This is a genomic window from Candidatus Nitrotoga sp. M5 (assembly GCF_927904885.1).
GTDB lineage: Bacteria > Pseudomonadota > Gammaproteobacteria > Burkholderiales > Gallionellaceae > Nitrotoga.
Genome location: NZ_CAKMNW010000006.1, coordinates 45914 through 71302, shown reverse-complemented (window position 1 = coordinate 71302; position 25389 = coordinate 45914). Strand labels below are relative to the sequence as shown.

Annotated in this window: 29 protein-coding genes; 10 read left to right on the top strand and 19 right to left on the bottom strand. The window is 46.7% G+C overall.

Annotated elements, in window-relative coordinates; translation table 11 throughout:
• Positions 1 to 119 precede the first annotated feature (119 nt).
• From ccmI to MJ770_RS02590, 5 genes are all read right to left on the bottom strand, one after another.
• The gene (gene ccmI, locus MJ770_RS02610) at positions 120 to 1376 is read right to left on the bottom strand and encodes a c-type cytochrome biogenesis protein CcmI (protein ID WP_239250050.1); all 1257 of its coding nucleotides are present in this window, start codon (positions 1374 to 1376) and stop codon (positions 120 to 122) included.
• Positions 1373 to 1852 carry a cytochrome c-type biogenesis protein gene (locus MJ770_RS02605; RefSeq protein WP_239250049.1) on the bottom strand — a complete coding sequence of 160 codons (480 nt, stop codon included), beginning with the start codon at positions 1850 to 1852 and terminating at the stop codon, positions 1373 to 1375. Before MJ770_RS02605 ends, ccmI begins: the two co-directional genes overlap by 4 nt.
• Positions 1845 to 2372, bottom strand: coding sequence for a DsbE family thiol:disulfide interchange protein (locus tag MJ770_RS02600; protein ID WP_239250048.1), 528 nt, complete (start codon positions 2370 to 2372; stop codon positions 1845 to 1847). Before MJ770_RS02600 ends, MJ770_RS02605 begins: the two co-directional genes overlap by 8 nt.
• Positions 2369 to 4336, bottom strand: a complete 1968-nt coding sequence (locus MJ770_RS02595; RefSeq protein WP_239250047.1) for a heme lyase CcmF/NrfE family subunit — start codon at positions 4334 to 4336, stop codon at positions 2369 to 2371. The genes MJ770_RS02600 and MJ770_RS02595 overlap by 4 nt, the downstream gene beginning before the upstream one ends.
• Before the next feature lie 534 nt (positions 4337 to 4870).
• Positions 4871 to 5677 (bottom strand): exodeoxyribonuclease III, encoded by an 807-nt coding sequence (locus MJ770_RS02590; RefSeq protein ID WP_239250046.1) that lies wholly within the window; start codon positions 5675 to 5677, stop codon positions 4871 to 4873.
• 67 nt (positions 5678 to 5744) lie between these two features.
• Here MJ770_RS02590 and pyrE point away from each other — a divergent pair, with 67 nt between their 5' ends.
• The 7 genes from pyrE to mnmE all read left to right on the top strand — a co-directional run bounded on the left by pyrE (position 5745) and on the right by mnmE (position 11141).
• Complete coding sequence (pyrE, locus tag MJ770_RS02585; RefSeq protein WP_239250045.1) at positions 5745 to 6404, top strand: orotate phosphoribosyltransferase; 660 nt, start codon at positions 5745 to 5747, stop codon at positions 6402 to 6404.
• Between the two features lie 4 nt (positions 6405 to 6408).
• Complete coding sequence (locus MJ770_RS02580) at positions 6409 to 7050, top strand: DUF4124 domain-containing protein (RefSeq protein WP_239250044.1); 642 nt, start codon at positions 6409 to 6411, stop codon at positions 7048 to 7050.
• A gap of 407 nt (positions 7051 to 7457) precedes the next feature.
• The gene (rpmH, locus tag MJ770_RS02575; RefSeq protein WP_239234232.1) at positions 7458 to 7592 is read left to right on the top strand and encodes a 50S ribosomal protein L34; all 135 of its coding nucleotides are present in this window, start codon (positions 7458 to 7460) and stop codon (positions 7590 to 7592) included.
• Positions 7573 to 7932: a ribonuclease P protein component gene (gene rnpA / locus MJ770_RS15555; RefSeq protein WP_445083116.1), complete on the top strand. Its 360-nt coding sequence runs from the start codon at positions 7573 to 7575 to the stop codon at positions 7930 to 7932. Before rpmH ends, rnpA begins: the two co-directional genes overlap by 20 nt.
• Positions 7932 to 8141: a membrane protein insertion efficiency factor YidD gene (gene yidD / locus MJ770_RS02570; protein WP_239250043.1), complete on the top strand. Its 210-nt coding sequence runs from the start codon at positions 7932 to 7934 to the stop codon at positions 8139 to 8141. The genes rnpA and yidD overlap by 1 nt, the downstream gene beginning before the upstream one ends.
• Before the next feature lie 20 nt (positions 8142 to 8161).
• Complete coding sequence (yidC, locus tag MJ770_RS02565) at positions 8162 to 9814, top strand: membrane protein insertase YidC (protein WP_239250042.1); 1653 nt, start codon at positions 8162 to 8164, stop codon at positions 9812 to 9814.
• Positions 9789 to 11141 carry a tRNA uridine-5-carboxymethylaminomethyl(34) synthesis GTPase MnmE gene (gene mnmE, locus MJ770_RS02560; RefSeq protein WP_239250041.1) on the top strand — a complete coding sequence of 451 codons (1353 nt, stop codon included), beginning with the start codon at positions 9789 to 9791 and terminating at the stop codon, positions 11139 to 11141. Before yidC ends, mnmE begins: the two co-directional genes overlap by 26 nt.
• A gap of 37 nt (positions 11142 to 11178) precedes the next feature.
• On the opposite strand, the gene glmU is transcribed toward mnmE, so the two are convergent.
• From glmU to mnmG, 14 genes are all read right to left on the bottom strand, one after another.
• Positions 11179 to 12549 carry a bifunctional UDP-N-acetylglucosamine diphosphorylase/glucosamine-1-phosphate N-acetyltransferase GlmU gene (gene glmU / locus MJ770_RS02555; protein ID WP_239250040.1) on the bottom strand — a complete coding sequence of 457 codons (1371 nt, stop codon included), beginning with the start codon at positions 12547 to 12549 and terminating at the stop codon, positions 11179 to 11181.
• Positions 12550 to 12640: 91 nt separating this feature from the next.
• Positions 12641 to 13069 carry a F0F1 ATP synthase subunit epsilon gene (locus MJ770_RS02550; RefSeq protein WP_239250039.1) on the bottom strand — a complete coding sequence of 143 codons (429 nt, stop codon included), beginning with the start codon at positions 13067 to 13069 and terminating at the stop codon, positions 12641 to 12643.
• 47 nt (positions 13070 to 13116) lie between these two features.
• Complete coding sequence (atpD, locus tag MJ770_RS02545; protein ID WP_239250038.1) at positions 13117 to 14538, bottom strand: F0F1 ATP synthase subunit beta; 1422 nt, start codon at positions 14536 to 14538, stop codon at positions 13117 to 13119.
• A gap of 162 nt (positions 14539 to 14700) precedes the next feature.
• Entirely contained in the window at positions 14701 to 15573 is an 873-nt protein-coding gene (gene atpG, locus MJ770_RS02540) for a F0F1 ATP synthase subunit gamma (RefSeq protein ID WP_239250037.1), read from the bottom strand.
• A 15-nt stretch (positions 15574 to 15588) separates the two neighbouring features.
• A complete protein-coding gene (gene atpA, locus MJ770_RS02535; protein ID WP_239250036.1) occupies positions 15589 to 17130 on the bottom strand; it encodes a F0F1 ATP synthase subunit alpha in 1542 nt (513 codons plus the stop codon).
• A gap of 31 nt (positions 17131 to 17161) precedes the next feature.
• A complete protein-coding gene (locus MJ770_RS02530) occupies positions 17162 to 17695 on the bottom strand; it encodes a F0F1 ATP synthase subunit delta (protein ID WP_239250035.1) in 534 nt (177 codons plus the stop codon).
• 5 nt (positions 17696 to 17700) lie between these two features.
• A complete protein-coding gene (locus MJ770_RS02525; protein WP_239250034.1) occupies positions 17701 to 18171 on the bottom strand; it encodes a F0F1 ATP synthase subunit B in 471 nt (156 codons plus the stop codon).
• A gap of 34 nt (positions 18172 to 18205) precedes the next feature.
• Positions 18206 to 18448, bottom strand: a complete 243-nt coding sequence (atpE, locus tag MJ770_RS02520; protein WP_239236244.1) for a F0F1 ATP synthase subunit C — start codon at positions 18446 to 18448, stop codon at positions 18206 to 18208.
• A 58-nt stretch (positions 18449 to 18506) separates the two neighbouring features.
• Positions 18507 to 19367, bottom strand: coding sequence for a F0F1 ATP synthase subunit A (atpB, locus tag MJ770_RS02515; protein ID WP_239250033.1), 861 nt, complete (start codon positions 19365 to 19367; stop codon positions 18507 to 18509).
• Between the two features lie 6 nt (positions 19368 to 19373).
• Positions 19374 to 19754, bottom strand: coding sequence for an ATP synthase subunit I (locus tag MJ770_RS02510; RefSeq protein ID WP_239250056.1), 381 nt, complete (start codon positions 19752 to 19754; stop codon positions 19374 to 19376).
• Between the two features lie 46 nt (positions 19755 to 19800).
• Positions 19801 to 20643, bottom strand: a complete 843-nt coding sequence (locus MJ770_RS02505) for a ParB/RepB/Spo0J family partition protein (RefSeq protein WP_239250032.1) — start codon at positions 20641 to 20643, stop codon at positions 19801 to 19803.
• Positions 20644 to 20660: 17 nt separating this feature from the next.
• Positions 20661 to 21440: a ParA family protein gene (locus tag MJ770_RS02500; protein WP_239250031.1), complete on the bottom strand. Its 780-nt coding sequence runs from the start codon at positions 21438 to 21440 to the stop codon at positions 20661 to 20663.
• 2 nt (positions 21441 to 21442) lie between these two features.
• Positions 21443 to 22063 carry a 16S rRNA (guanine(527)-N(7))-methyltransferase RsmG gene (gene rsmG, locus MJ770_RS02495; RefSeq protein ID WP_239250030.1) on the bottom strand — a complete coding sequence of 207 codons (621 nt, stop codon included), beginning with the start codon at positions 22061 to 22063 and terminating at the stop codon, positions 21443 to 21445.
• Positions 22060 to 23997, bottom strand: a complete 1938-nt coding sequence (gene mnmG, locus MJ770_RS02490) for a tRNA uridine-5-carboxymethylaminomethyl(34) synthesis enzyme MnmG (protein WP_239250029.1) — start codon at positions 23995 to 23997, stop codon at positions 22060 to 22062. The genes rsmG and mnmG overlap by 4 nt, the downstream gene beginning before the upstream one ends.
• Before the next feature lie 392 nt (positions 23998 to 24389).
• Here mnmG and MJ770_RS02485 point away from each other — a divergent pair, with 392 nt between their 5' ends.
• The 3 genes from MJ770_RS02485 to MJ770_RS02475 all read left to right on the top strand — a co-directional run bounded on the left by MJ770_RS02485 (position 24390) and on the right by MJ770_RS02475 (position 25223).
• A complete protein-coding gene (locus tag MJ770_RS02485; protein WP_239250028.1) occupies positions 24390 to 24548 on the top strand; it encodes a hypothetical protein in 159 nt (52 codons plus the stop codon).
• A gap of 247 nt (positions 24549 to 24795) precedes the next feature.
• The gene (locus MJ770_RS02480) at positions 24796 to 25038 is read left to right on the top strand and encodes a hypothetical protein (RefSeq protein ID WP_239250027.1); all 243 of its coding nucleotides are present in this window, start codon (positions 24796 to 24798) and stop codon (positions 25036 to 25038) included.
• Complete coding sequence (locus tag MJ770_RS02475; protein ID WP_239250026.1) at positions 25017 to 25223, top strand: hypothetical protein; 207 nt, start codon at positions 25017 to 25019, stop codon at positions 25221 to 25223. Before MJ770_RS02480 ends, MJ770_RS02475 begins: the two co-directional genes overlap by 22 nt.
• The last annotated feature ends 166 nt before the right edge of the window (positions 25224 to 25389 follow it).

Genomic DNA, 25389 nt, shown 5'->3' with positions numbered 1-25389 from the left:
ATCTTTAAGTCAGCACCCTGTACGACTTAGAAAAGTGACGTTTTGATAAGCTTTTCTGGGCATTCAAACTATGTGGAATTTGCAAAATATAGCCACGTAAATTGAAGAAAATCCACCGTTTATTCGACCTCTGAATCAATCGTAACGACTATATCTTTTTGACCAGTTTTCACCGGTTTCGAAAAACCCTCCAGATCTTTCGAGCTAGAAGTTGCATTCCCCGACTTTGATATGCGCGCACCGACAATAACATTGGTCACAGACGATATATTAAAACCCGGTGCCATCGACATGCTGTCATCCAGCGTAAATTCGAACGGCAGCTCCTTCACAGTCTTGCGCATAACGGCCAGCGGCGGTTTGCGTCCTCCCCCTGCAGCCCGGGCGAAAATAAAAACTGTGTCGGTATCTGCGACTCGTGCCTTAAAGGCAGGATCAAGGCGTATCGTACCGCTCACCGACCCATTCGTAGCTTTTGATTCTGTCGAGGCCCTGTTACTGGGCGAAGCGACAGCTGCCGAGGGCAGTCCGGCTAATTCACGTGCCTCATTTATACTGGCGCTAATCGCAGCCACCACAGGAGAATCAGACGGCAAAAAATCGAGTATTTTTTGCCACCATTTAATGGCGCCCTGGTAGTCTTTGCGTTCAAAAGCGGCAGAACCTGCCAGAGATAAGGCCTTCAGATTCTCCGGGTCAGCTTTTATCGCCTGCTGGACTATTTTTTCTGGCTCGCCCTGAAGGGTCTGTTTGAGCATGGCCAGTGTATCGGCGTAATCGGCCAGCACAGCGGCGTTGTTTGGTTGCAGTGCTACCGCACGGGAATATGCAGCGCTGGCATCCTTATAGCGCTCGAGCATAGCGTAGGAACGGGCAAGCATCACCCAGCCTTCGACGTTATCTGGATCTGCCTTAAGCTGTTCCGCTAGCCATGTCACCATCGCCTCAAATTGCTCAGGTGTTGCTGGATGTGATTCGTCCACAGCTGCTGTCTGAATTTGCGGATTTAAACCGGCAGGCGTACCCAGTATGGAATATAGAAAAATCGCCAACAAAGGTACTGAAATTACCAATGCTGCGATCGAAGCAGCACCCCAGCGGCTATCAGTCGATGGCGTAGTAGCGATTTCAGTGGTACCGGAATCTTCAAGTACGCGACTCTCAAGATCGCTCCTCGCATTTTGATATTGAACCTCATTCAGTATTCCGCCTGCCAGATCTGCGTCTAATTCGCGTAGCTGATCCCGATAAACGGACAGATTCACCTCTGAGTGTGTGGTGGGTATTGAGCTACTACCTTTTCTGAGTAATGGCAACAACAGAACCAGCAAAGTAACAGCAATCAACAATCCCACTATAAACCAAAATGTTATCATGAATGCTCCTCGCCTCTTTTTCCAGACAATATAGACGCTGCACGGACATGTTCTTCAGCGCTCAGGGCGGGCGCCTGCTGCATCAGCTTGCGACGCTGACGCAAATTGATGATGAGCACACCCAAGCCCAATACCAGCAGTAGAAGTGGCCCAAACCAGAGCAACCATGTGGTTGATTTTACCAATGGCTTGAACAGAACGAATTCACCATAGCGCTTTACCATATAATCCAATATTTCTTGCTCTGATTCTCCTTGTCGCAGCTTATCGCGTACTTGATTTTTTAGGTCAACCGCAAGCTCTGCATTGGAATCGGCGATGGTCTGGTTCTGACAGACCAGACAGCGAAGATGTTCAGACAAAGCCATAACCCGCTCTTCCAATACAGGATCGGCCTTTGATATCACAGTCTGATCCGCGTTAGTCAGTGGTGCTAAAAGCAAAAGCACGAGAACAAAGATAAATTTGCTATGCACCGTTCAACTCCTTAACTAGAGGGATTAGCTTGTTCTGTATGAGTTCAGGCGTGAGTGCTCCGATAAATTTGTGACGGATGAGACCTGCTTTATCAATGACGAAAGTTTCGGGAACACCATAGACACCCCAGTCGATGCCAATATTACCTTCTCGATCGTAGGCTGAGAGGACATACGGGTCATCCAGTTTTTTTAACCAAGCCAAGCCATTTTCACGATCGTCCTTGTAATTAAGCCCATAAATTGGCACCAAATTTTGCCGTCCCAACTCTACCAACAGAGGATGCTCTTGGCGACAAGTCACACACCACGAGGCCCAAACGTTAAGCAACCATACCTTGCCGCGCAAATCCTCAGGTCCAATAGTTTTTTCGGCGTCGTGAAGTTGTGGCAGCCGGAATGTCGGTGCTATCTTATTGATTAAGGGCGATGGAACTTCTCTGGGATTGAGTTTGAGCCCGACCCACAAAAAAATTACGAGAATAACAAAAATCCCCAGAGGAAGAAAAAAGCGGTTCATCGACCTTCCTTAAAGCGCTGCGCAGGTGGCGTTAATGGCAGACGATAGCGACGATCACTCACCGCCAGTAAACCGCCAAGAGCCATAAGTAAACAACCAGCCCAGATCCAGTTAACCATCGGTTTGTGCTGAATACGCATAGTCCACACGTCTCGGCTGACTTGTTCACCAAGCGCAACATAAAGATCACGGAACAATCCTGTGTATATGGCCCCCTCGGTCATGGCTGAATCCTGTACGGTATAAACACGCTTTTCAGGATGGAGCGTGTCTACCTTTGCTCCATTCAGCGTTATCTCTAAAGTGCCACGAATTGCGCTGTAATTCGGCCCTTTTACACTCTCTATGGCAAGCAAACGGAAAACATAGCCGTCCAGCGTAGTCGTGTCACCTACTCGTAGAAGCGTTTCACTACTGGTTTCATAGCCTTTTACCAAGGCCACACCGAGAATGAATACGCCAACTCCAGCATGGGCAAGTAGCATGCCATAGGTGGCGCGCGACGTAGCACGTAACGTTGCCCAGGCGTTTCCGCTGGCTGATTCTCGCACCCGTATGACCAGATAAGCCACGCTTGTGAGCAACGCCCACATCCCCAGCGAAGTTCCGGCTACCACCGGTGCCGTCCAGCGGCCGAACCAGGATGGCACAAGTAAGCCTAAAGCCACGCTGATAATGAACCAAGGTGCCAAGTGTTTCACAATTTTCGCCAAGCTGGCCTGTTTCCATGGTGCCCGTGGTCCGATACCCATTAAGAAAACGGCAACTGACATGATAGGCGCAAATACTGCTTCAAAATAGGGTGGACCGACCGAAATTTTACCCAGGTTTAATGCGTCTAAAAATAAGGGGTAGAGCGTGCCAAGGAATACTGCACCAGCGGCGGCGACCAGTAGTACATTATTCACGAGCAGCATCGATTCGCGCGAAATCAATCCGAACCCACTGCCCAAGCCCACTTTCGGCGCACGCCACGCAAATAACACAAGCGAACTACCGATCACTACACTCAAAAATGCCAAAATGAAAAGTCCGCGCTCTGGATCAGTAGCAAATGAATGAACAGAAGTCAGCACCCCTGAGCGCACAAGGAAGGTACCAAGCAAACTTAAGGAAAAAGCAACAATAGCGAGTAATACCGTCCAATTTTTGAAAGCACCACGTTTCTCCGTTACCGCCAAAGAGTGGATCAGCGCAGTGCCTACCAGCCAAGGCATAAATGATGCATTTTCGACTGGATCCCAAAACCACCAGCCGCCCCAACCTAGCTCATAATAGGCCCACCAGCTACCGAGCATTACACCAAGCGTCAGGAACATCCAGGCCACTGTGGTCCATGGACGTGACCAGCGTGCCCAAGTTGCATCAAGCTTGCCGCCGATCAATGCCGCGATGGCGAAAGAAAAGGCCACCGAGAAGCCTACGTAACCCATGTACAGCAAGGGTGGATGGAATATCATGCCAGGATCTTGCAATAAGGGGTTCAAGTCGCGCCCATCCATTGCGGCAGGTAGCAGGCGCACAAAGGGATTTGAGGTAAACAGCGTGAAAGAGAGGAAGCCAACACTGATTAACCCCATAACACCTAATACGCGTGCCAGCATCTCTTCTGGCAAACGTTTGCTGAATATCGTCACCGCCAGCATCCACCCTCCGAGCATCAGCATCCATAAAAGTAGTGAGCCTTCATGCCCACCCCACACTGCAGCGACACGGTACTGAACTGGCAACAGCAAGTTGGAGTGGGCAGCAACGTATTGAACCGAAAAATCGTTAGTAACAAAGGCATAAACCAGACAGCCGAATGCAATAGCGATGAAGGCTAGCTGCCCACGAGCTGCCGGGCGGGCGAGTGCCATCAGCCGTCGATTGCCGCGTATGCTACCCACTATAGGCAGTACGCCCAGTATTAAAGCCAGCACAAGCGCCAGCATTAGAGAGAAATTGCCGATCTCAGGTATCATTTACCTCTCCCTTGTCCGCTATAAACACAACCAACCGCGATCCATGTATTTGATTCAGCCCTGCCCAGTATGGGTAGCTTATTCATCAGCGTCACCTTTTCCAATTCCTTCAACTTGTTCTCCAATTCTTTCATCTTACCCATCTTGATCCGACAGGTCTCTTTAGTAGAGACCCAGCGGCCTGCCGGATTTAAAGGAAATCGGCTGCAAATTTAGCTGATCGGGGTATATCTCGACACATATTCGGGCAATAGCACAACTATTCATCCTGCAAAACCGTCAAAACTCACCTCGTTCGCTAAATTTCCGCTACGATTCTTTAAGTCCGACAGGCTGCTAGAAAATGCCTTTATCCTCGTGAAGGTGAGATGAAAATTCAGAATTTAATTTAGACGCGCCCTGAAAAACCAGCATCAAATGCCTCTCAATAACGTGACACAACTTTTAATTTTAACATGGACATTCTGGTTTTTTTAAAAACTTCAAGTTAGGCCACTGCTAGTGACAAAGACACAAGTGTCTCTTGCGCTATTGTCATTCTAAAATACTCGAAGAGACAGGTGCACCTTGAATATTTATATCATAATCCACCGTTAGCGGTGCATGGTCGCTAAAGCGCTGATCCATATAAATACTTGTCGCTCGAGCGGACTGTGCAACACTCGACGTGGCAATGTGGTAGTCAATACGCCAGCCCACGTTTTTTGCCCAAGCTTGACCGCGATTTGACCACCATGTGTAAGCTTCCAGTTCAGGATGTAGACGACGGAACACATCTACGAACCCAACTTCATTAAATAGTTCAGTAAGCCAAGCACGTTCTTCTGGCAGGCAACCGGAATTTTTGCGGTTGCCGCGCCAATTTTTCAAATCCTTTTCGGTGTGGGCTACATTCCAGTCGCCGCATATCAAAATTTCTCGTCCACTGGCGTGAAGTTCACGCAGATGCGGCATGAACGCAGCCATAAATTTGAATTTTACCTCCTGGCGCTCCTCACCGCTGGAACCAGAGGGAAGGTAAAGAGACACAACACTAAGATTACCGAACCGCGCTTCAATATAACGCCCTTCGCTATCGAATTCAGGTATGCCCAACCCTTCCATTACCGCATGCGGCTTTTGCCGGCAATAGATACCCACGCCGCTATATCCCTTTTTCACTGCATACTGGAAATAGCCGTGGTAACCGGATGGAGCTAGCATTTCCGAGGTCATGTCAGCAGCTTGCGCTTTGAGCTCTTGCACGCAGACAATGTCGGCATTTTGATGTGCTAGCCATGGCAGCAACCCCTTGCGCCAAGCAGAACGAATTCCGTTAAGGTTAACACTGATGACGCGCACTAAAATTCTCCATAAGCAAAGCTTGTAATTATAATGGCGGCACGTCTAAATTTTTGATCTATCTGCTATGTCTAATTTTCATCAAGATTTCATCCGTTTTGCCATCAAGCAAGAAGTACTGTGTTTCGGTGAATTCAAAACAAAGGCTGGCCGCTTATCGCCCTATTTCTTTAATGCAGGTCTGTTCAACGATGGTGGCTCGTTGAAACAACTTGCACAGTTTTACGCACAAGCAATCTTATTCTCTAAAATACCTTTCGACATGTTGTACGGCCCTGCTTATAAAGGAATTCCGCTCGCCGCAGGAACAGCCATTGCTCTAGCAGAAACAGGCCACAATGTGCCTTACTGCTTTAATCGCAAAGAAGCCAAAGACCATGGTGAAGGCGGTAGTACGGTAGGGGCACCACTACAGGGACGCGTGCTTATTATCGACGATGTTATTTCTGCTGGGACCTCGGCTCGGGAATCCATAGCCTTGATCCGTGCGGCGGGCGCGACACCCTGTGGGATGGTCATTGCATTGGATCGCATGGAATTGGGGCACCAAGCAAAGCGAGGTGAGGATGAACTTTCCGCTACTCAGGAAGTACAACACAACTATGGCATTCCGGTGGTGTCAATTGCCACATTAGACGATTTGCTCGGTTTTTTGCAGGAAAATCCCGCGATGACGCAGAATCTGCATGCAGTACAATCTTACCGTGATCGTTATGGGATAACTTAAAAAAATGAAAATTTTTAGAGCAAGTCTACTATTGATTGTCGTTGCATTCAGTACTACTGCCGAAGCAAGATTATACAAATGGGTGGACGACAAGGGTGTGACCCATTACGGCGAAGTCATGCCCCCAGAATATACCAACAGAAACAATATACTATTAGACGATCATGGACGCTTAATTAAACGAAACGAGAAAGTAAATAACACGGATCAACGCAACAATGACGAGGCTGAGGCTGAGGCTGAGGCCAAAAAACGTATTGATAATGAAGCCAAGCTCGAACGAAACCGCAAAGACAGAGCATTGCTGAATACTTTCAGTAACGAGAAGGAAATTGACTTGGCTCGCGATCGCAACTTAAATCATATAGAGTCACTTATCAGCAGCATTCAGTCATTGCAGAAAGTTGCACAAGAAAATTTGAAGAATTATCAGCAGGAAGCCGAAGAAAGAAAGCTCGCTGGCAGAGAGCTTTCTAGTTCATTGCAAGTCGACATCACTGAAAGCGAGGATAAATTAGCTAAATTGCAACTAAATTTGGTGAAGACTCAAGAAAAGGCGGCTGCAATTAAAGCGAGTTATGAAGCTGACAAGGTTCGCTTCCGTGAGCTAAAAGGAAGTGTAAAAAATAAGCAAGGGACACCTTAAAAATTCCTTATCCGCCGTCCCAATTTACTGATTATCTTAAATGCAGTATTGCTCAGAAGCGCGGTGACGTTACAAAATAAATTTGATTTGACGCACACACGGACAACTAGCATTTTGCCAGCTTATTGTTCGTCGATTTTTCCTGTCATTCCTGTCAATAGCCCCCCCATACTTGCCCAGTTTTGAGTCCTTTTGGCTCATCATCACATCTATTTAAGTGTCCCCTGCTATGATTTCGATCAGACACTCAGCTTACTTAACACAAATTCAGGGAGCATTTCCACTTTAGAGAATGGGAGCACTACTACTTTACACTTGCGCGTAGATAAAATAAGCTTGACATAAATCCTTATAAATAATGTAATAGCGGGTTATCAAGTGTTAACTATTAATTAGGGGCATCAACAATGAAACGTACATATCAACCATCCGTCACTAAAAGGAAGCGGACTCATGGATTTCTGGTTCGCATGAAAACTAAAGGTGGCAGAGCAGTAATAGCAGCTCGAAGAGCTAAGGGCCGTGCACGCCTTGCCGTTTGAGGCCAAACAAACTTTCCCTCCATGCCGCCGCATCAGGCAACCGACAGAGTTTAAGTTGGCGCTTCGCGCCAACTGTTTGACTAATAAATGGTTTGCAGTATATATCCGAAAAAATGAGAATGGCTATTCCCGACTTGGAGTAATAGTCAGCAAAAGAAGCATGCCAAAGGCAGTTTCCAGAAACTTTGCAAAGCGCGTGATTCGCAATGTATTTAGGATTAATTTCTCAATCACAAATTCGGTGGATGTAGTAGTGCGGGCCAAGCGGCAATTTAACTCTGAAACTGCGGCTGAAGGACGGATAGCCTTGTTACAATTATTTCAATCTGTCCCCAAGTAATGCGGCAGCTATTAATCAGGTTGATAAGTTTATATCAATATTTATTGAGTCCGCTGATGCCGCCATCCTGTCGATTTACTCCAAGTTGCTCTCAATATGCTCGCGAGGTTATCACGAAACATGGTGCTTGGCGTGGTACTTGGTTGAGCATAAAGCGGGTGATTCGTTGCAACCCCTGGAATCCAGGTGGTTATGATCCCGCCCCATAGATTTACATAGGCGAAACCATATGGATTTTCACAAGCTGTTCAGGCTATTCTTTTTTTTAGCGTTCTCAATATCGATCATGTTGCTCTGGGACAGCTGGCAACGTACTCAGCAACCTATAGCGCGAATAGCGCCTGCTGCCGTTCCGCAAACTGTTGTGCCGACAGGTACTGCGCCCAGTGTCGCGACTACGGTCAGTCCTGAGGCAATTACAGCTGCTACCCAACAAAAGATTGAATCTGGGCAAAAAATTACTGTAAAAACAGATTATCTGACCGCAGAAATTAATACGATAGGCGGGGATTTGCGTCGCTTGGAGTTTTTGCATCAGCGAGATAGTAAAGACAAAAACAAGCCGTTCGTATTACTCCAAAAACGAGGAGAGCACACATATATCGCCCAAACAGGTTTGCTAGGCACGGGATTACCAACGCACAATACGACATTCACGGCCGAAGCTAACGAATATATATTAACCGAGGGTAAAGACACAATCGAAGTGCGCTTACATGCAAAAAATGTTGTTGGTGCAAATGTAACAAAGATCTATGTGTTTCATAGAGATGGCTATTTGGTAGATATAGGCTACGAAATCGAAAATACTGGAACCAGTACGATCACCCCTTCGGCTTATTTTCAGTTGGTGCGAGACAGCTCTTCGCCTGAAGGTACGTCAATGTTCTTGCCCACATACACTGGCACTGCGATTTATACAGAGAAGGATAAATTTCAAAAAGTGGGCTTTCCAGATATTGAGAGTGGCAGTGCCGATCACTCTCAAATCGCTGACAATGGCTGGGCTGGTATGCTGCAGCATTATTTTGTAGCGGCATGGTTACCTAAAGATAAGGTACAGCGTGAGTTTTACACCAAACCGCTGGAAAACGATCTGTATTCAGTAGGCGTCATTTTTCCAGTAGCGGCTATTTCACCAGGTCAAAGTACGAAAGTGAGTATGCCACTATATGCGGGACCGGCACAAACCTCGCTGGATAAAATTGCACCAGGATTGGGATTAACAGTAGATTATGGGTGGTTGACAATCATTTCCAACCCATTGTTCTGGTTACTTGCTTACCTACATGGCTGGGTATATAACTGGGGTGTGGCCATTATTTTATTGACTGTGTTGATTAAACTACTTTTTTTCCCATTATCTGCAGCCAGTTATCGCTCCATGGGAAAAATGCGCGTAGTGGCTCCAAAGCTGGAGAAAATCAAGCAGCAATGTGGAAATGACCGTGAGCGACTGCATAAAGCGATGATGGAATTATACAAGACGGAAAAAATAAATCCGCTTGGCGGTTGTTTGCCAATGATTGTTCAGATTCCAGTATTTATTGCTCTATACTGGGCTATTCTTGCAAGTGTCGAATTACGCTATGCGCCGTTCTTCGGCTGGATTACGGATTTGTCAGTCCCTGATCCGTATTATGTTTTACCATTAATCATGGGAGCCACCATGATAATTCAAAGTAAGTTAAATCCTGTCCCACCTGATCCATTACAGGCCAAACTTATGAAGTTATTGCCTATAGTATTTAGTGTAGTATTTTTCTTTTTTCCAGCTGGGCTCGTACTGTATTCTATTGTAAACAATATACTTTCCATCATTCAACAGTGGTATATTACGCGAGGACTGGAGGCTAATGTCAAAGGCGCTGCTAAAGCCTGATGTTATTGCCGCAATCGCTACCCCCCATGGACAAGGTGGTATTGGCGTGGTCAGGCTCTCTGGACCTGACCTTTCCTTATTAGCACAAACTCTGATAGGAAAAGTACCTGTGCCGCGGCACGCGACTTATGCTTCATTCCTGGATGAGCATGGGCAGGTTATGGATCAGGGTATAGCTCTGTTTTTCCCTGCTCCACACTCCTACACTGGCGAAGACACATTAGAACTGCAGGGACACGGCGGTACGGCCATACTGCAATTGGTTCTACATCGGTGTCTTGAAATCGGAGCTCGCTTCGCCCAACCGGGCGAATTTACACAGCGTGCATTCCTTAATGAAAAACTTGATTTAGCACAAGCAGAGAGCGTAGCCGACCTGATAGCTGCGACTACCAGTCAGGCTGCTCGCAGTGCTATGCGTTCACTCCAAGGCGAATTTTCTCAGGCTATCCATCATTTAGTAAGTGGGTTAGTTTCGCTACGTATGTTGGTCGAGGCCATGTTGGATTTTCCGGAAGAAGAAATTGATACTCCAGATGTAGCACAACGTGATGCACGTCTAGACGCATTACGTAAAGAATTAGAAAATATTTTGAGTTTGGCTCAGCAAGGGAGCTTGTTGCGAGAAGGCGCGCATATTGTACTAGTCGGGCAGCCTAATGTCGGAAAGTCAAGTCTACTCAACAAATTAAGTGGGGAAGATGTCGCGCTAGTGAGTGAATTTCCTGGCACAACTCGTGATCTCATTCGTCAATCAATTCAAATCAATGGAGTGCCGTTGCATATTATTGATACGGCTGGATTACATGAGGCAGAAGATGCAGTAGAACAAATGGGGATAGCGCGTACATATGGAGCGTTAAATAAAGCAGATGCCATTCTGGTTCTGTTAGATGCCATCCACGGCATGACAAAGAATGACCAGAAAATTTTAGACGAGTTACCACTTGAAATTCCTCGATTACATGTCTTTAACAAGGTTGACTTACTTAACCACCAACATGCATATATAAGTGAGGATAATGGCGAATGCCACATATATTTATCTGCCAAAACAGGCGAAGGGCTTGAGTTACTGCGTAACAAGTTGCTGTCAATGCTTGGCTGGCATCAAGAAGCAGGCATATTTATGGCGCGAGAACGCCACATTCATGCGTTATTGGATGCACGCAATCATTTGCAAAAAGCAGAAGGTGAAATAAAACGCCCAGAGCTTTGTGCTGAAGAGCTGCGACTTGCTCAAGAAGGACTAAATTCTATTACGGGGAAATTTAGTGCAGATGATCTGCTCGGAGAAATTTTCAGTCGGTTTTGCATCGGAAAATAATTATTCATTATCAAAATTGTACGTATGACGGAACACACTAGGTCACATTGCTTTTCTTCCTTGGCCTCTGCCAGCCCGGCAGAGTAATTTGTTTAGCTCGTGACAGCGTTAATTCACCCTCAGGCGCATCACTTGTAATAGTGGAACCAGCCCCTATGGTGGCACCACGCCCGATTATCAATGGCGCTACAAGTTGCGTATTTGAACCAATAAAAACATCATCCTCTATAATAGTGCGATGTTTGTTTGCGCCATCATAATTGCAGGTAATAGTGCCTGCACCTATGTTAACACGGCTACCGATTCTGCTATCGCCTATATAACTCAGGTGGTTAGCCTTGCTACGGGTGGCAATTTCACTGTTTTTAATCTCAACGAAATTTCCAATATGTACTTCATTATTTAATATGCTGCCGGGTCGTAGGCGAGCATAAGGGCCAATACTGCAGCTGTCGCCAATGCTCACTTGATCAATATGGCTATAAGGCTCGAGGTAAGTATTGGCGCCAATCTGAGTGTTTTTTATAATGCAGTAAGCGCCTACGTGCACACCATCTCCTAAAGAAACATCGCCTTCGAAGATGCAACCAACATCAATTTCAACATCGCGGCCGCATACCAGTTTACCGCGGACATCGAGACGCGCAGGGTCAGCCAACGTAACACCCTTCACCAATAGCAGTTGTGCCTGTTCGTGTTGCCAGATACGTTCCAATTCGGCCAATTGTGATTTGTTGTTGACACCTGCAACTTCCCACCCATTAGCAGGTTGTACAGTATGTACAGTAAAACCCTCCGTAACGGCCATGCCGACTATGTCAGTTAAGTAATACTCCCCTTGTGCATTTTCATTGTGTAGTTTAGACAACCAGTGACCAAGTAGATGAGTGGGAACAGCAAGGATACCAGTGTTCACTTCACAGATGGCGCGCTGCTCTGCGGAGGCATCTTTATCTTCAACTATACAGCTGACATTGCCGGCGCTATCACGCACGATACGTCCGTAACCAGCAGGATTGTCAAGATGAATAGTAAGCAAAGTAAGTGCTTGATGCTCTAGCAGCATTTTTTCTAAAGTGTCTCTTTGAATAAGCGGTACGTCACCATAAAGCACCAACGTAAAAGAGTCATCATCTAAGTGCAGAAGCGCTCGCTGTACCGCATGACCGGTGCCGAGCTGGGGCTCCTGTAATACAAAATCAGCCTCATACTTCGCCATCGCCTTCGGTACTGCTTCGCCTCCATGGCCATAAACAACACAGGTTACCCCGGTAGTTAATTGGACAGCGGTATCGAGTACATGCTGTAACAGTGGACGACCAGCCAAAGAATGCAGCACCTTTGGCTTATCCGAGTTCATGCGCTGCCCCCTGCCAGCTGCAAGAATAACGATGTTGAGCTTTGTCATAATATATACGATATAAAATACGATTTATGAAGTATAAACAAAAAAAACGGCCTAAGCCGCTTTCATTGTAAATTACATTAGCCTAGTAGGCTTAATGCGATTTATTGTTTCGCATTTTCTTAATTGCTTGCAACTGAGCAAGCGCTTCGAATAGCTCAGCTTGGGCTGCAGCGTAGTCAACATCAGAAGTACGGTTCTTCATGGCCTCTTCGGCGGCACGCTTAGCTTCAAGCGAGCGCGCTTCATCCAAGTCTGCACCACGGATAGCCGTATCAGCTAAAATTGTAATCACGCTGGGCTGTACTTCCAGCATTCCGCCAGAAACGTAAATCAGCACAGATTCGCTTTGATCCGGAAGTTTAAGTCGTACCGAACCTGGTTTAATACGTGTTAGTAGTGGTGCATGGCGTGGATAAATCCCTAGTTCACCCATTTCACCCGGAACGACAACCATTTCTACAAGGCCAGAGAAAATGGACTCTTCCGCGCTCACCACATCAACATGAACAGTCATTGCCATAATTTTCCTTATTACTGAGTTTCTTGGCCAAATTACAGCGATAAATCTTACTGAAGAGTCTTGGCTTTTTCAACCGCCTCATCAATAGTACCGACCATATAGAATGCCTGCTCAGGCAAATGGTCGTAATCGCCATTGACAATACCCTTAAACCCTTTAATGGTCTCTTTTAGAGTCACATATTTTCCAGGACTACCAGTAAACACTTCGGCCACATGGAATGGCTGCGATAAGAAACGTTGAATCTTACGTGCACGGGCCACTGCCAACTTGTCTTCTGGAGCCAGCTCGTCCATACCCAAAATCGCAATAATGTCACGTAATTCCTTATAGCGTTGTAACGTCTGTTGTACACTTCGAGCAACGTTGTAATGTTCTTCACCCACCACCAAGGGATCAAGTTGGCGCGAAGTCGAATCCAACGGATCTACCGCTGGATAAATACCCAATGAAGCGATATCTCGTGACAGAACCACAGTGGAATCCAAGTGAAGGAAGGTAGTAGCAGGGGACGGGTCGGTCAAGTCATCTGCCGGGACATACACAGCTTGAATCGACGTAATTGATCCAGTTTTAGTTGAAGTAATACGCTCTTGCAAACGCCCCATTTCTTCTGCCAGGGTTGGTTGGTAGCCTACCGCTGATGGCATACGACCAAGTAAAGCGGACACTTCGGTACCAGCTAACGTGAAGCGGTAAATATTATCTACGAAAAAAAGAACATCACGCCCTTCATCGCGGAAATGTTCTGCCATGGTCAGACCAGACAAAGCCACGCGTAGACGATTGCCTGGGGGTTCGTTCATCTGACCGAACACCATTGCAACTTTGGACTCAGGCAGGTTATCCAGCTGGATTACACCTGCTTCCGACATCTCATGATAAAAATCATTTCCTTCACGAGTACGTTCGCCCACACCGGCGAACACTGACAAACCAGAATGCTGTTTGGCTATATTATTAATCAGCTCTAGCATATTAACGGTCTTGCCAACACCCGCACCACCGAATAAACCAACCTTGCCGCCTTTAGCAAAGGGGCACACCAAATCAATCACCTTAATCCCAGTTTCCAACAAGTCGACTGACGGGGACAATTCATCAAATTTTGGTGCTTTCTGGTGAATAGAACGACGCTCTGTAAACTCAATATCACCCACTTCATCAATAGGGCGTCCAAGCACATCCATAATCCGACCCAAAGTACCATGACCAACTGGTACGGTAATCTGATTGCCAGTATTGACCACGCCCATTCCGCGTCGTAATCCGTCGGAGGAACCCATCGATATGGTACGCACAACGCCGTCGCCAATCTGTTGCTGCACCTCCAAGGTCAGCCCTTTTTCTGCAACAGAGCTTCCATCGTCCTGTACTACCAGCGCATCGTAAACTTTAGGAATATGATCACGCGGAAACTCAACGTCCACCACCGCACCAATACACTGAACAATTTTTCCTTGACTCATCTTGAGGTTCCCCACTTTATATTGATTCTGCACTCATTGTTGCAATCAGCTGAGTACATCTCTAATTCAAATTCCATCGTGATATGGCTATATTCAACAACATTTACATTTATTGATCAGCATCTACACGGATATGTTCATGCAATTTTTTTGCGAACAGCGTTAACTTACAGCTGCTGCTCCACCAACAATTTCAGATATTTCCTTAGTAATCGCTGCTTGACGCGCTTTATTGTAAATCAGCTTAAGCTCGCCTATCACTTCCTTCGCATTATCAGAAGCAGCCTTCATGGCTACCATGCGCGCACTCTGTTCGGACGCCTGATTTTCGGTCACTCCGTTATAAACTAATGATTCAATGTAACGAACTAGCAATTCATCCACTACGACTTTAGCATCAGGCTCATAAATATAATCCCATGTATTGCCATCATGCACTGGCTCCAGATTTTCGCTCGAGAGTGGCAGTAATTGCTCCATTCTGGGCTCTTGTTTCATAGTATTAACAAAACCGTTATAACTAATGTAAATTGCATCAATTTCGCCGGCATTGTATGCATCCAGCATCACCTTGACCGCGCCTATCAGTTTCTCGATCTGAGGAATATCCCCAAGTCCGATCATATGTGACTTAACCTTTGCACCGATACGGGACATAAAGGTAAAGCCTTTATTACCGATAGCACATACGCTTACATTTTTGTTTTCGCCCTCCCATTCCTTCATCCGCGACACTACCAGACGCAGGATGTTCGTATTGAGACCCCCACACAAACCTTTGTCAGAGGTGATAATTATCACAGCAATATTCTTGACGACATCTCGATTAATCAGAAATGGATGCTTATATTCCGGGTTAGCACGTGACAAATGCGCTGCAACCTGACGTATTTTTTCCGCATAAGGACGAGCAGCGCGCATACGATCCTGTGCCTTACGCATCTTGGAAGCTGCCACCATTTCCATAGCACGAGTAATCTTGCGTGTATTTTCAACGCTTTTTATTTTAGTTCGTATTTCTTTACTGCCAGCCATTATCTTGCCCTCAGCTTAGTAAACTGCAGTGGACTTGAATTTATCAATTGCAGCAATCAAGATTTTTTCATTATCGGCAGACAACTCCTTACTGGATTCGATAGCCTCTTCTAAAGTCTTGTATTGAGATTTTATAAATGTGTGCAGCCCAATTTCGAATGCCAGAACTTTGTCCATCGGCACTTCATCGAAGGATCCTTTGTTGATCGCGAACAGAGTTATTGCCATTTCTGCTACTGACAAAGGTGCATATTGTGGCTGCTTCATCAATTCCATTACTAAACGGCCACGTTCCAGTTGTTTGCGAGTTGTTTCGTCCAAATCAGAAGCAAATTGCGCGAAGGCAGCCAATTCACGGTACTGTGCCAAGGCTAAACGTACGCCACCACCTAACTTCTTAATAACTTTGGTCTGCGCAGCGCCACCCACACGAGACACTGAAATACCGGCATTGATCGCCGGACGGATACCAGCATTGAATAAATCAGTCTCCAAGAAAATCTGGCCGTCGGTAATGGAAATAACGTTGGTAGGCACAAAAGCGGACACGTCTCCTGCGGCAGTTTCAATCACTGGCAATGCAGTCAAAGAACCTGTTTTCCCTTTGACTTCGCCATTGGTAAACTTTTCGACATACTCCTCATTCACTCGTGCGCCACGCTCTAACAAGCGTGAGTGCAAGTAAAACACATCCCCTGGATAGGCTTCACGACCTGGAGGTCTGCGTAACAGCAATGATATCTGGCGATAAGCCCAAGCTTGTTTAGTTAAATCGTCATAAACAATTAGTGCATCTTGGCCTCGATCGCGATAATACTCGCCCATAGTGCATCCTGCATATGGTGCCAGAAACTGCATCGCCGCAGAATCAGAAGCAGTTGCCACAACAACAATGGTGTATTCCATCGCGCCGTGCTCTTCAAGTTTGCGCACTACGTTGGCAACAGTTGATGCCTTTTGACCGATCGCAACGTAAATACAGGTCATGTTCTGACCTTTTTGGTTGATGATGGCATCTACCGCCACGGCGGTCTTTCCTGTTTGGCGATCACCAATGATCAGTTCGCGTTGGCCGCGACCAACAGGAACCATTGAATCAATAGCTTTGAGGCCAGTCTGAACCGGTTGAGATACTGACTTGCGGTCAATTACTCCGGGCGCGACTTTTTCTATTTTATCGGTAATTTTGGCGTTGATTGGACCTTTGCCGTCAATAGATTGGCCTAGGGCATTCACTACCCGGCCGATTAGCTCAGGCCCGACTGGCACTTCCAGAATGCGGCCAGTGCACTTGACAGTGTCACCTTCAGTAATGTGCTCATAGTCTCCCAGCACCACCGAACCAACGGAGTCACGCTCAAGATTAAGCGCCAGCCCAAATGTATTTCCTGGAAACTCGAGCATTTCACCCTGCATTACATCCGACAGGCCGTGAATACGTACAATACCATCGGACACACTGACCACCGTGCCTTCCGTGCGCGATTGAGATAGCGCTTCGAAATTTTCGATGCGACTACGAATCAAATTACTAATTTCAGAAGGGTTGAGCTTCATCTACATTTCCTTAATTTCAATATATCTGTCATCAAGCCAAGGCGTTGGCTAACTCGGAAAGGTGGGTGCGCGCAGATCCATCTATCACCTTGTCACCGGCACGGATAACTACTCCGCCTATTAATTTGCGGTCAGTTTCACAGCGAAGTTTAATCTCTCGACCCATGCGCTTTTGTAGCGCTTCAGTAATTTTTTGCATTTGTGCTTCACTTAAATCAAAGGCGGAAGTCACCACAACATCCACACTTTTTTCTTCTTCAGCTCGCATTGCCTCGAACAGCATTACGATTTCTGGCAACAGTTCAAGGCGCTGGCCCTCTATCAGTAACTTGACAAAGCTTTCCTGAATTTCACTTACCTTATCGCCGGAAAGAGCCAGCATCAAATCTACCAGCTGGCTTTTGATAATGCGCGGACTAGTAATAACTGTACGAACTTCCGGAGAAATCACTACTTGAGCTAGTGATTTTAGTATTTCCGACCAACTTTTTAGTTCGCCACGCTCTCGCGCTTCATCGAATGCAGCTTGAGCATAGGGGCGTGCAACAGTAATAGCTTCAGCCATAATATTTAAATTTCCGCGACTAGCTTATCAAGCAAGTCGTTGTGTGCCTTGGCGTCTATTTCTCGGTCCAGAATTTTGGCTGCGCCAGCCATTGCAACAGCTGTTACCTGAGTACGTAAATGCTCTTTGGCGCGGAATACCTCCTGCTCAACCTCAGCCTTAGCTGCCGTAACAATGCGCTCACTTTCTATCCTGGCTTGCACTTTGGCTTCTTCGACTATTTCACTTGCACGCTTATCACCTTGCGCAATAACCTCAGATACTTTTTCCTTTGCTTCGCGGAGAAGCTCAGTGGAATGTTTGGCAGCTAGCGCCAGTTCGTTCTTGCCTCGTTCTGCCGCAGCCAAACCATCTGCAATCCGCTTATTACGAGCATCCAGCGCTGCCATGATGGGTGGCCACACAAATTTCATGCAAAACCATACGAACAATGCAAACATGATCGTCTGGCCGATAAGGGTCGCATTAATATTCATGCAAAAAACCTTCCTTGATTAAACGCACGCAGGGCTACTGACCTGCTACAGCGAACAAAACATACATAGCAATACCGACCGCAATCATCGGAACAGCATCAACCAAACCCATGACCACGAAGAACTGTGTACGTAGCATCGGAATCAACTCAGGTTGACGAGCAGCACCCTCTAGGAAGCGGCCACCCAAAATACCAATACCTACCGCCGCTCCCAAAGCGCCGAGCCCCATCATAATCGCGCCGGCGATATAAAGCATTGCTTGTGCCGTATCCATTTGTTTTTTCTCCTGTCAGTAAAAGTTAAATGTTTAAGATAAAAAAGCTATCATTATTCTAATGATGCTCTTGATGTGCCATGTCCAAATACACAATGGTCAACGTCATGAAAATAAAGGCTTGCAGCGTGACAATCAGTATATGAAAAATTGCCCATCCTAAAGAAAGAATAATCTGCGAACCGAACAACATCGTGCTAGAAAAAGTAAAGCCTACCCAAGATGCACCCATAAGCGCGATCAGGATGAATATCATTTCGCCTGCATACATATTCCCGAACAACCGCAATGCCAATGAAACTGGCTTAGCGATTAGATTGACACCTTCTAGAAACAGATTGACTGGCAAACCAAATTTACCAAACGGTTGTAGCGTCAATTCACCTACAAAGCCACCCAGACCTTTAACCTTAATACTGTAAAAGAGCACCAGCAGAAATACGCCAATGGCCATGCCGATCGTTGCATTCGGATCCGTGGTCGGAACCAGTTTAAAATGACCTATGCCCATCGGCTGCGTAATCATCGCAATATAGTCGATAGGCACCAGATCCATAAGGTTCATAAGGAAAATCCAGGCAAAAATAGTTAACGCCAATGGAGCCACCAAGGCACTGCGCCCGGTAAATGAACCGCGCACACTATTGTCAATAAATTCGACTATCCATTCCACGAAGTTCTGCATACCAGTTGGCGCGCCGGCACTTATGCTTTTAGCGACCCTGCTAAAAATATATAAGAACACCACTCCCAGCACCAACGACACTAATAGGGTATCTATGTTGACCGCCCAAAAACCCATTGCCTTTGCTTCTTCTGGTGTATGCGCACAATGGAATTGACCATCCTGTATGGAACAGGTCAGATTTTGAAGATGGTGCTTAATGTAAGCGGATGTCGTCAGGCCTTCAGTGCTCATAATATTTTACACAAAAATTAGTGCTACCCAGTAAACCATCAAAGTTGCAACGTATGCCATAAACAGTGGCAGCACTTGCACTTCCTTAAATTGCGTGAAGACCAAAGAGAACAATAGGATGGTGAACACCAGTTTGTAAGCCTCAGCGCGGTAATGCGCTGTCATTATTTTTTCTGGTTCGCTGCCCAGTGGCGCGAACATTTTTTTAGCGTAGACCAAGCTGGTTAGAAAACCTACCGCTCCTCCAGCAAAAGCAGAGGCTGCTGCAATTGCGTTGAGGCACACCAGCATCATTAATGCTATTGCCACGGTTACAGCTAGCTGAATCAAAATAATCCGGCGAACCGCACTACCCACAACCGCCCCCAATCCTTCGAAGCCCGGCATTCTACTCAATCTAGCTTGCTCGCGTCAATGATTTATTTTGAGATGTTTATTTCCAACGTGCGATTAGCTCCGCCAAGTGATCATTACTGGTGTAATTAATAATTATCTTGCCCGCGCCTTTTTTGCCTACCTTGATTTGTACGTTGGTACCGAGGCTCTGGGCAATATCTTCCTGCAATTGCTGCGTATCGCGACTAAGCTTGACCTTTTTGTGTTGCGGCCTAGGATTCAACAAATCCTGCACAAGCTTTTCTGTCTCACGTACCGAAAGTCCGTCCGCTGCAATTTTATTGGAGGCGGTGATTTGCTGCGCGCCATCCAGTGCCAGCAGCGCTCGGGCATGCCCCATATCGAGGCCGCCTCCCATCAGCATTTCCTGCACCACCTGAGGCAGCTTGAGAAGGCGCAGCAGATTACTGGTTGCACTGCGCGAACGCCCTACAGCATCGGCGGCCTCCATGTGTGTCATATGGAACTCATCAATCAGACGCTGAATACCGACTGCCTCTTCTAATGGATTGAGGTCTTCACGTTGAATGTTTTCGATTAATGCCATAGCCAGTGCAGCATTGTCAGCCACCTTGCGCACCAATACCGGCACCTGGGTCAGACCTGCAAGCTGAGCGGCACGCCAGCGTCGCTCTCCAGCAATAATTTCGTGGCTACCATTGGGTAGCAAACGCGCTAAAATCGGCTGCATAACGCCCTGCACTTTGACCGATGCAGCTAGCTCATTGAGAGAGGCTTCATCCATGCGGCTGCGTGGCTGATACTTGCCCGGCTTGAGTTCATCAATCTTCATTTCACTCAGCACATCGCCTTGCTCTTTGCCGTTGCTGGACAACAACACATCCAAGCCGCGCCCCAATCCTTTGTTAGGTTTTGCCAAGTCGCTTCCTTCTAATGTTATGTTAGTGCCGACTGTTCCGTTTTATTTATCAATTCCCTTGCCAGAGCCAGGTAGGCCTGAGCTCCTTTTGAAGTTTTGTCATGGTGAAGTACCGGTACTCCGTAGCTTGGTGCTTCCGCCAATCTCACATTGCGTGGGATGATAGTACGGTAAACTTTTTCGCCAAAGTGTTGTTGCAATTGTTCTGAAACCTGTAATGCTAATGTATTCCGTGGGTCAAACATGGTGCGCAGCAAACCTTCGATTTCAAGATCTGGATTAAGATGTGCTCGCACCTTGCGGATGGTATTGACCAAATCGCTAAGCCCTTCCAGGGCATAATATTCGCATTGCACTGGAATCATGACTGACTTTGCTGCACACAATCCGTTGAGGGTAAGCAAATTTAATGCGGGAGGACAATCGATCAATACATAATCATATTCAACCGTAACGGCTTGAAGAATTTTTTTTAGCCGGGTTTCGCGCTGCGGCAAATCAACAAGTTCGATTTCGGCACCAGCCAGATCACGGTTTGTCGGCAGCACATCATATTTTCCAACCTCTGAATGTACACAAACTTCATCCATGGTTTTGCTTCCTAGCAACACGTGGTAAATGGTTGCCGTCAACTCACGCTTATTAATGCCGCTACCCATAGTGGCATTACCTTGTGGATCGAGATCAATCAGCAATACACGCTGTTTCATCTCTGCCAGACTGGCCGCCAGGTTAATTGATGTGGTCGTTTTGCCCACCCCCCCTTTTTGATTGGTAATCGCTAGTATCTTGGCCATATTCAAGTGAATTTCAACATCATCAGACAGCGTTCCGCGTCTAGTCCTGGCACCTGCAACGGAACAACTTGTTCCACGCTGACATCATTCGGCAACTTTGTCAGCTCCAGCTGCGAAGCACCCTTCATGGCGACCCAGCGCCCTTCTTGAGCTAGCAAATGACGTGTTAGCGCAACAAATTTTGTTGTTTCTGCGAATGCTCTGGAAATGATGCCATCAAATTTTTCTTCTGAATGCCAGGCCTCCACACGTTCGCAATAAATGCTTACGTTGTGCAATTCCAGTTCGATTTTCACTTGCTGCACAAAGCTAGTTTTCTTGCTGTTACTATCCAGAAGGACAAATGTCCATTCTGGTCGCATTAGCGCCAGCATCAAGCCGGGCAGGCCCGCACCGCAGCCCACGTCCAACCAACGGCCAGGCCTTAAATGTGGTAACACGGCAAGACTGTCGAGCAAATGACTGCTTACCATCTGTGCCGGCTGACGTATTGCTGTCAGGTTATAAACTCGATTCCATTTTTGCAACAACTCAAGATAACTTAACAACTTGTACTGTACTTCTGGCGTAACATCCAGCCTCAATTCCGCGATACCAAGCGCCAGCTCTGTAGCCTGATTCACGCGCCGTTCTGCACTTTCTCGTCTGCAGGTGATTCTGTAACATCTGGAGTCATAACAACACTCCGAAAACCACGTTTCAGGTGCACCAATAACAAGGAGACTGCGGCCGGTGTGATTCCAGAAAGGCGTGCTGCCTCTCCAACTGTCTCTGGCATGTGTTGATTAAGTTTTTGCTGCGCCTCAATTGACAGACCAAGAACTGTACGATAATCCATAATTTCAGGTAACCGCATGTTTTCATTATATTCATTGCGCGCTATCTCATCGCGTTGTCTCTCAATGTAGCCGTGATATTTGGCTTGAATTTCCACCTGCTCTGCCACTTTTTCATCGATCACTGACTCACCCGCCCCTGGCAATGTCATCAGACTGGTATAACTCACATCGGGACGTCGCAAAAGCTCATACAGTGCATATTCGCGCTCTATTTCTTTGCCCAACACTCGTTCCGCATCTTCCTGTGGTAACAACTTTGGGTTGACCCAAGTGGATTTCAACCGCTCTTGTTCGCGTAAAATTGCAGCACGCTTCAACTCAAACGACTGCCAATGAGCATCCGCTACCACACCCAGATGGCGCCCGATTTCTGTTAAACGCAGATCTGCGTTATCTTCACGCAGTTGCAGGCGATACTCGGCACGACTAGTAAACATACGATATGGTTCAGACACTCCGCGCGTAATCAAGTCATCCACCAATACGCCCAGATAGGCCTCGTCGCGACGCGGACACCAACTATCTTTGCCCAGCACACGCAATGCGGCATTAATGCCTGCCAGTAAACCTTGAGCGGCCGCTTCCTCATATCCTGTGGTTCCATTAATTTGTCCAGCAAAGAACAGATCACTTATCGCTTTAGTTTCCAATGAATGCTTCAATCCGCGCGGATCGAAATAGTCATATTCGATCGCATAGCCAGGGCGCGTGATATGCGCATTCTCAAGACCCTTTATGGAACGTACTAATGCCAGCTGCACATCAAAAGGCAAGCTGGTGGAAATTCCGTTTGGATAGATTTCGTGCGTAGTCAACCCTTCCGGTTCCAGAAAAATCTGGTGCGACTCTTTGTCGGCAAAGCGCGTGATCTTGTCCTCGATAGAAGGGCAATAGCGTGGCCCTACACCTTCGATATTTCCAGTGAACATTGGTGAACGATCTAACCCACCGCGGATAATATCGTGCGTACGTTGATTAGTATGGGTAATCCAACAAGATAATTGTTGCGGATGCTGTTGCGCTTGCCCCATAAATGAGAATACCGGCACGGGTAGATCGCCAGGTTGCTCGGTCATCACGGAATAATCAATGCTTCGCCCATCAATGCGTGGTGGCGTACCGGTCTTCAGTCGGCCCATCGGCAATTTAAGTTCGCGCAAACATTGCGCTAAACTGAAAGATGGCGGGTCACCCGCCCGCCCTGCTTGATAAGAGGTCTGTCCAATATGAATCAGGCCAGAAAGAAATGTACCAGTTGTCAATACAATGGTTTTTGCAGCAAAACGCAAGCCCAGCTGAGTAGAAACCCCACATACCCTATTGTTCTCCACCAGCAAATCATCCACCGCCTGCTGAAACAACCAAAGGTTAGGGGTGTTTTCTAATCGATTACGAATGGCCTGCTTGTATAGTGCCCGATCCGCCTGAGCGCGCGTAGCGCGTACTGCTGGACCTTTAGAGGCGTTAAGGGTGCGAAATTGGATGCCTGATTCATCAGCCGCCGCCGCCATGACGCCGCCCAACGCATCTATTTCTTTGACTAAATGTCCCTTACCTATGCCGCCAATAGATGGGTTGCATGACATTATCCCGAGCGTTTCAATGTTATGAGTGAGTAACAAAGTGGTGCAACCCATGCGTGCACTTGCAAGTGCAGCCTCTGTTCCTGCGTGACCACCACCCACAACAATTACATCGAATTTTTTTGGAAAATCCATCTTTATACTTTTTAAAATGACTATTACAGAAATGGTAGCTTACTTGATGAAGCGAAGGCTCGAATCATACATCAAAATGATACCAAGGCAGAAAACCCTCTCAATAGTTGTTTCACGTGAAACCAATTATTATTTAACTTTTAAATGGTTACGCAATATGTTTCCGAAGGCCACTGGGTTGCAGGGCATGGAAGTATTGAACGTCACGGCACATAATTCACTAAGCACCATGACCGAAGGAGCAAGCGATGCTTGCTAATTTTTTAAAACTGATTCCGACACAAATTTCCACGGCCTGGCTGGCTCCGATATTTGCAATTGTCTTGGCGCTCTGGAAATTCATTCGGGAACAATAGCGGTTAGAAGAGACTGTCGCAATCGAAAAAACAAAGGTGATCCAGCTGGAGGTGGCGCTGGAACAGCAGAAACGCTCTAACAAATTACTGCATCAAGGTTTGCAGGAAATGCAGCAACACAAGGAACAGCTCGACACATTGATGGCTTATGCACGCAGCCAGATTCGCGCAGTAGCCGACTCTATTATTTCGTAACCCTTATTCTGATTAAGCCTTGGTGTTCCTGATTGCGCATGGCCCAGCTGCTCGAAAGCGTAGTCAAAATGTAAATTGATTTGCATGGTAGTCAGCTGGAGAAGTGTACTTGTCGCACATGACTTCAACTTACACACCTTCGATGGTGAATAAGTCACATGGAAAGCGGCTGGATAGCAAATCCGGTTTTTAATCGAATAATATTTTTACCAAGCCTTTATTATAATTTGGCAGCGAGCCGGTTGGCGTGGTGCAGTTTCTCAATGAAAATCGCAATACGCCATTTACGGTAGCGGATGAGAACAAAATCGAACCGACCTGCGTCAAATTAGCGTTCGCGATTTCAAACATCATTGCTGATCCGACCAACTTGGTGCATTTGGATGTTGCGCTAGATCCGTACATCTACCAAGCCACAATTCTTTTTACCGATATCGCCAATTCCGATGTGCTGTTTAACAACTGGCAGTGGAGGATGCGACCGCTTTAGTAGATGAATATCTGGAGCGTTTGGGTGCACATTTGTGTGATCAGGCGCGTGCTGCAAGTGAGCGCATTCTGACTGCAAGTGAGCGCATTCTGATCAGCGAAGATACCGAACAAAAATTACGTCACACCATGCTATCCGGCTGGTACTTGGAACGCTTTGCGTTACCGCGCTATGCGGTGTATTAAGTTCGTAACAACACGGCCAGGCAAATGGCCAACAATTATACCACCCTGAACTCTACTTTCGCATGCCTTAAGCTAGCATTCTTAAAGATACATAAACCCGATCCTTGCATGTGGTATCCGGATGCAACCGGCTGGAACGAGCGTCATCAAATTTTATGAGATTTCG

Coding starts and splice junctions, on each gene's coding strand:
- ccmI (WP_239250050.1), bottom strand. CDS start 1,376: ATGATAACATTTTGGTTTATAGTGGGATTGTTGATTGCTGTTACTTTG.
- MJ770_RS02600 (WP_239250048.1), bottom strand. CDS start 2,372: ATGAACCGCTTTTTTCTTCCTCTGGGGATTTTTGTTATTCTCGTAATT.
- MJ770_RS02595 (WP_239250047.1), bottom strand. CDS start 4,336: ATGATACCTGAGATCGGCAATTTCTCTCTAATGCTGGCGCTTGTGCTG.
- pyrE (WP_239250045.1), top strand. CDS start 5,745: ATGTCTAATTTTCATCAAGATTTCATCCGTTTTGCCATCAAGCAAGAA.
- MJ770_RS02580 (WP_239250044.1), top strand. CDS start 6,409: ATGAAAATTTTTAGAGCAAGTCTACTATTGATTGTCGTTGCATTCAGT.
- rpmH (WP_239234232.1), top strand. CDS start 7,458: ATGAAACGTACATATCAACCATCCGTCACTAAAAGGAAGCGGACTCAT.
- yidD (WP_239250043.1), top strand. CDS start 7,932: ATGCGGCAGCTATTAATCAGGTTGATAAGTTTATATCAATATTTATTG.
- yidC (WP_239250042.1), top strand. CDS start 8,162: ATGGATTTTCACAAGCTGTTCAGGCTATTCTTTTTTTTAGCGTTCTCA.
- mnmE (WP_239250041.1), top strand. CDS start 9,789: ATGTCAAAGGCGCTGCTAAAGCCTGATGTTATTGCCGCAATCGCTACC.
- glmU (WP_239250040.1), bottom strand. CDS start 12,549: ATGACAAAGCTCAACATCGTTATTCTTGCAGCTGGCAGGGGGCAGCGC.
- MJ770_RS02550 (WP_239250039.1), bottom strand. CDS start 13,069: ATGGCAATGACTGTTCATGTTGATGTGGTGAGCGCGGAAGAGTCCATT.
- atpD (WP_239250038.1), bottom strand. CDS start 14,538: ATGAGTCAAGGAAAAATTGTTCAGTGTATTGGTGCGGTGGTGGACGTT.
- atpG (WP_239250037.1), bottom strand. CDS start 15,573: ATGGCTGGCAGTAAAGAAATACGAACTAAAATAAAAAGCGTTGAAAAT.
- atpA (WP_239250036.1), bottom strand. CDS start 17,130: ATGAAGCTCAACCCTTCTGAAATTAGTAATTTGATTCGTAGTCGCATC.
- MJ770_RS02530 (WP_239250035.1), bottom strand. CDS start 17,695: ATGGCTGAAGCTATTACTGTTGCACGCCCCTATGCTCAAGCTGCATTC.
- MJ770_RS02525 (WP_239250034.1), bottom strand. CDS start 18,171: ATGAATATTAATGCGACCCTTATCGGCCAGACGATCATGTTTGCATTG.
- atpE (WP_239236244.1), bottom strand. CDS start 18,448: ATGGATACGGCACAAGCAATGCTTTATATCGCCGGCGCGATTATGATG.
- atpB (WP_239250033.1), bottom strand. CDS start 19,367: ATGAGCACTGAAGGCCTGACGACATCCGCTTACATTAAGCACCATCTT.
- MJ770_RS02510 (WP_239250056.1), bottom strand. CDS start 19,754: ATGCCGGGCTTCGAAGGATTGGGGGCGGTTGTGGGTAGTGCGGTTCGC.
- MJ770_RS02500 (WP_239250031.1), bottom strand. CDS start 21,440: ATGGCCAAGATACTAGCGATTACCAATCAAAAAGGGGGGGTGGGCAAA.
- mnmG (WP_239250029.1), bottom strand. CDS start 23,997: ATGGATTTTCCAAAAAAATTCGATGTAATTGTTGTGGGTGGTGGTCAC.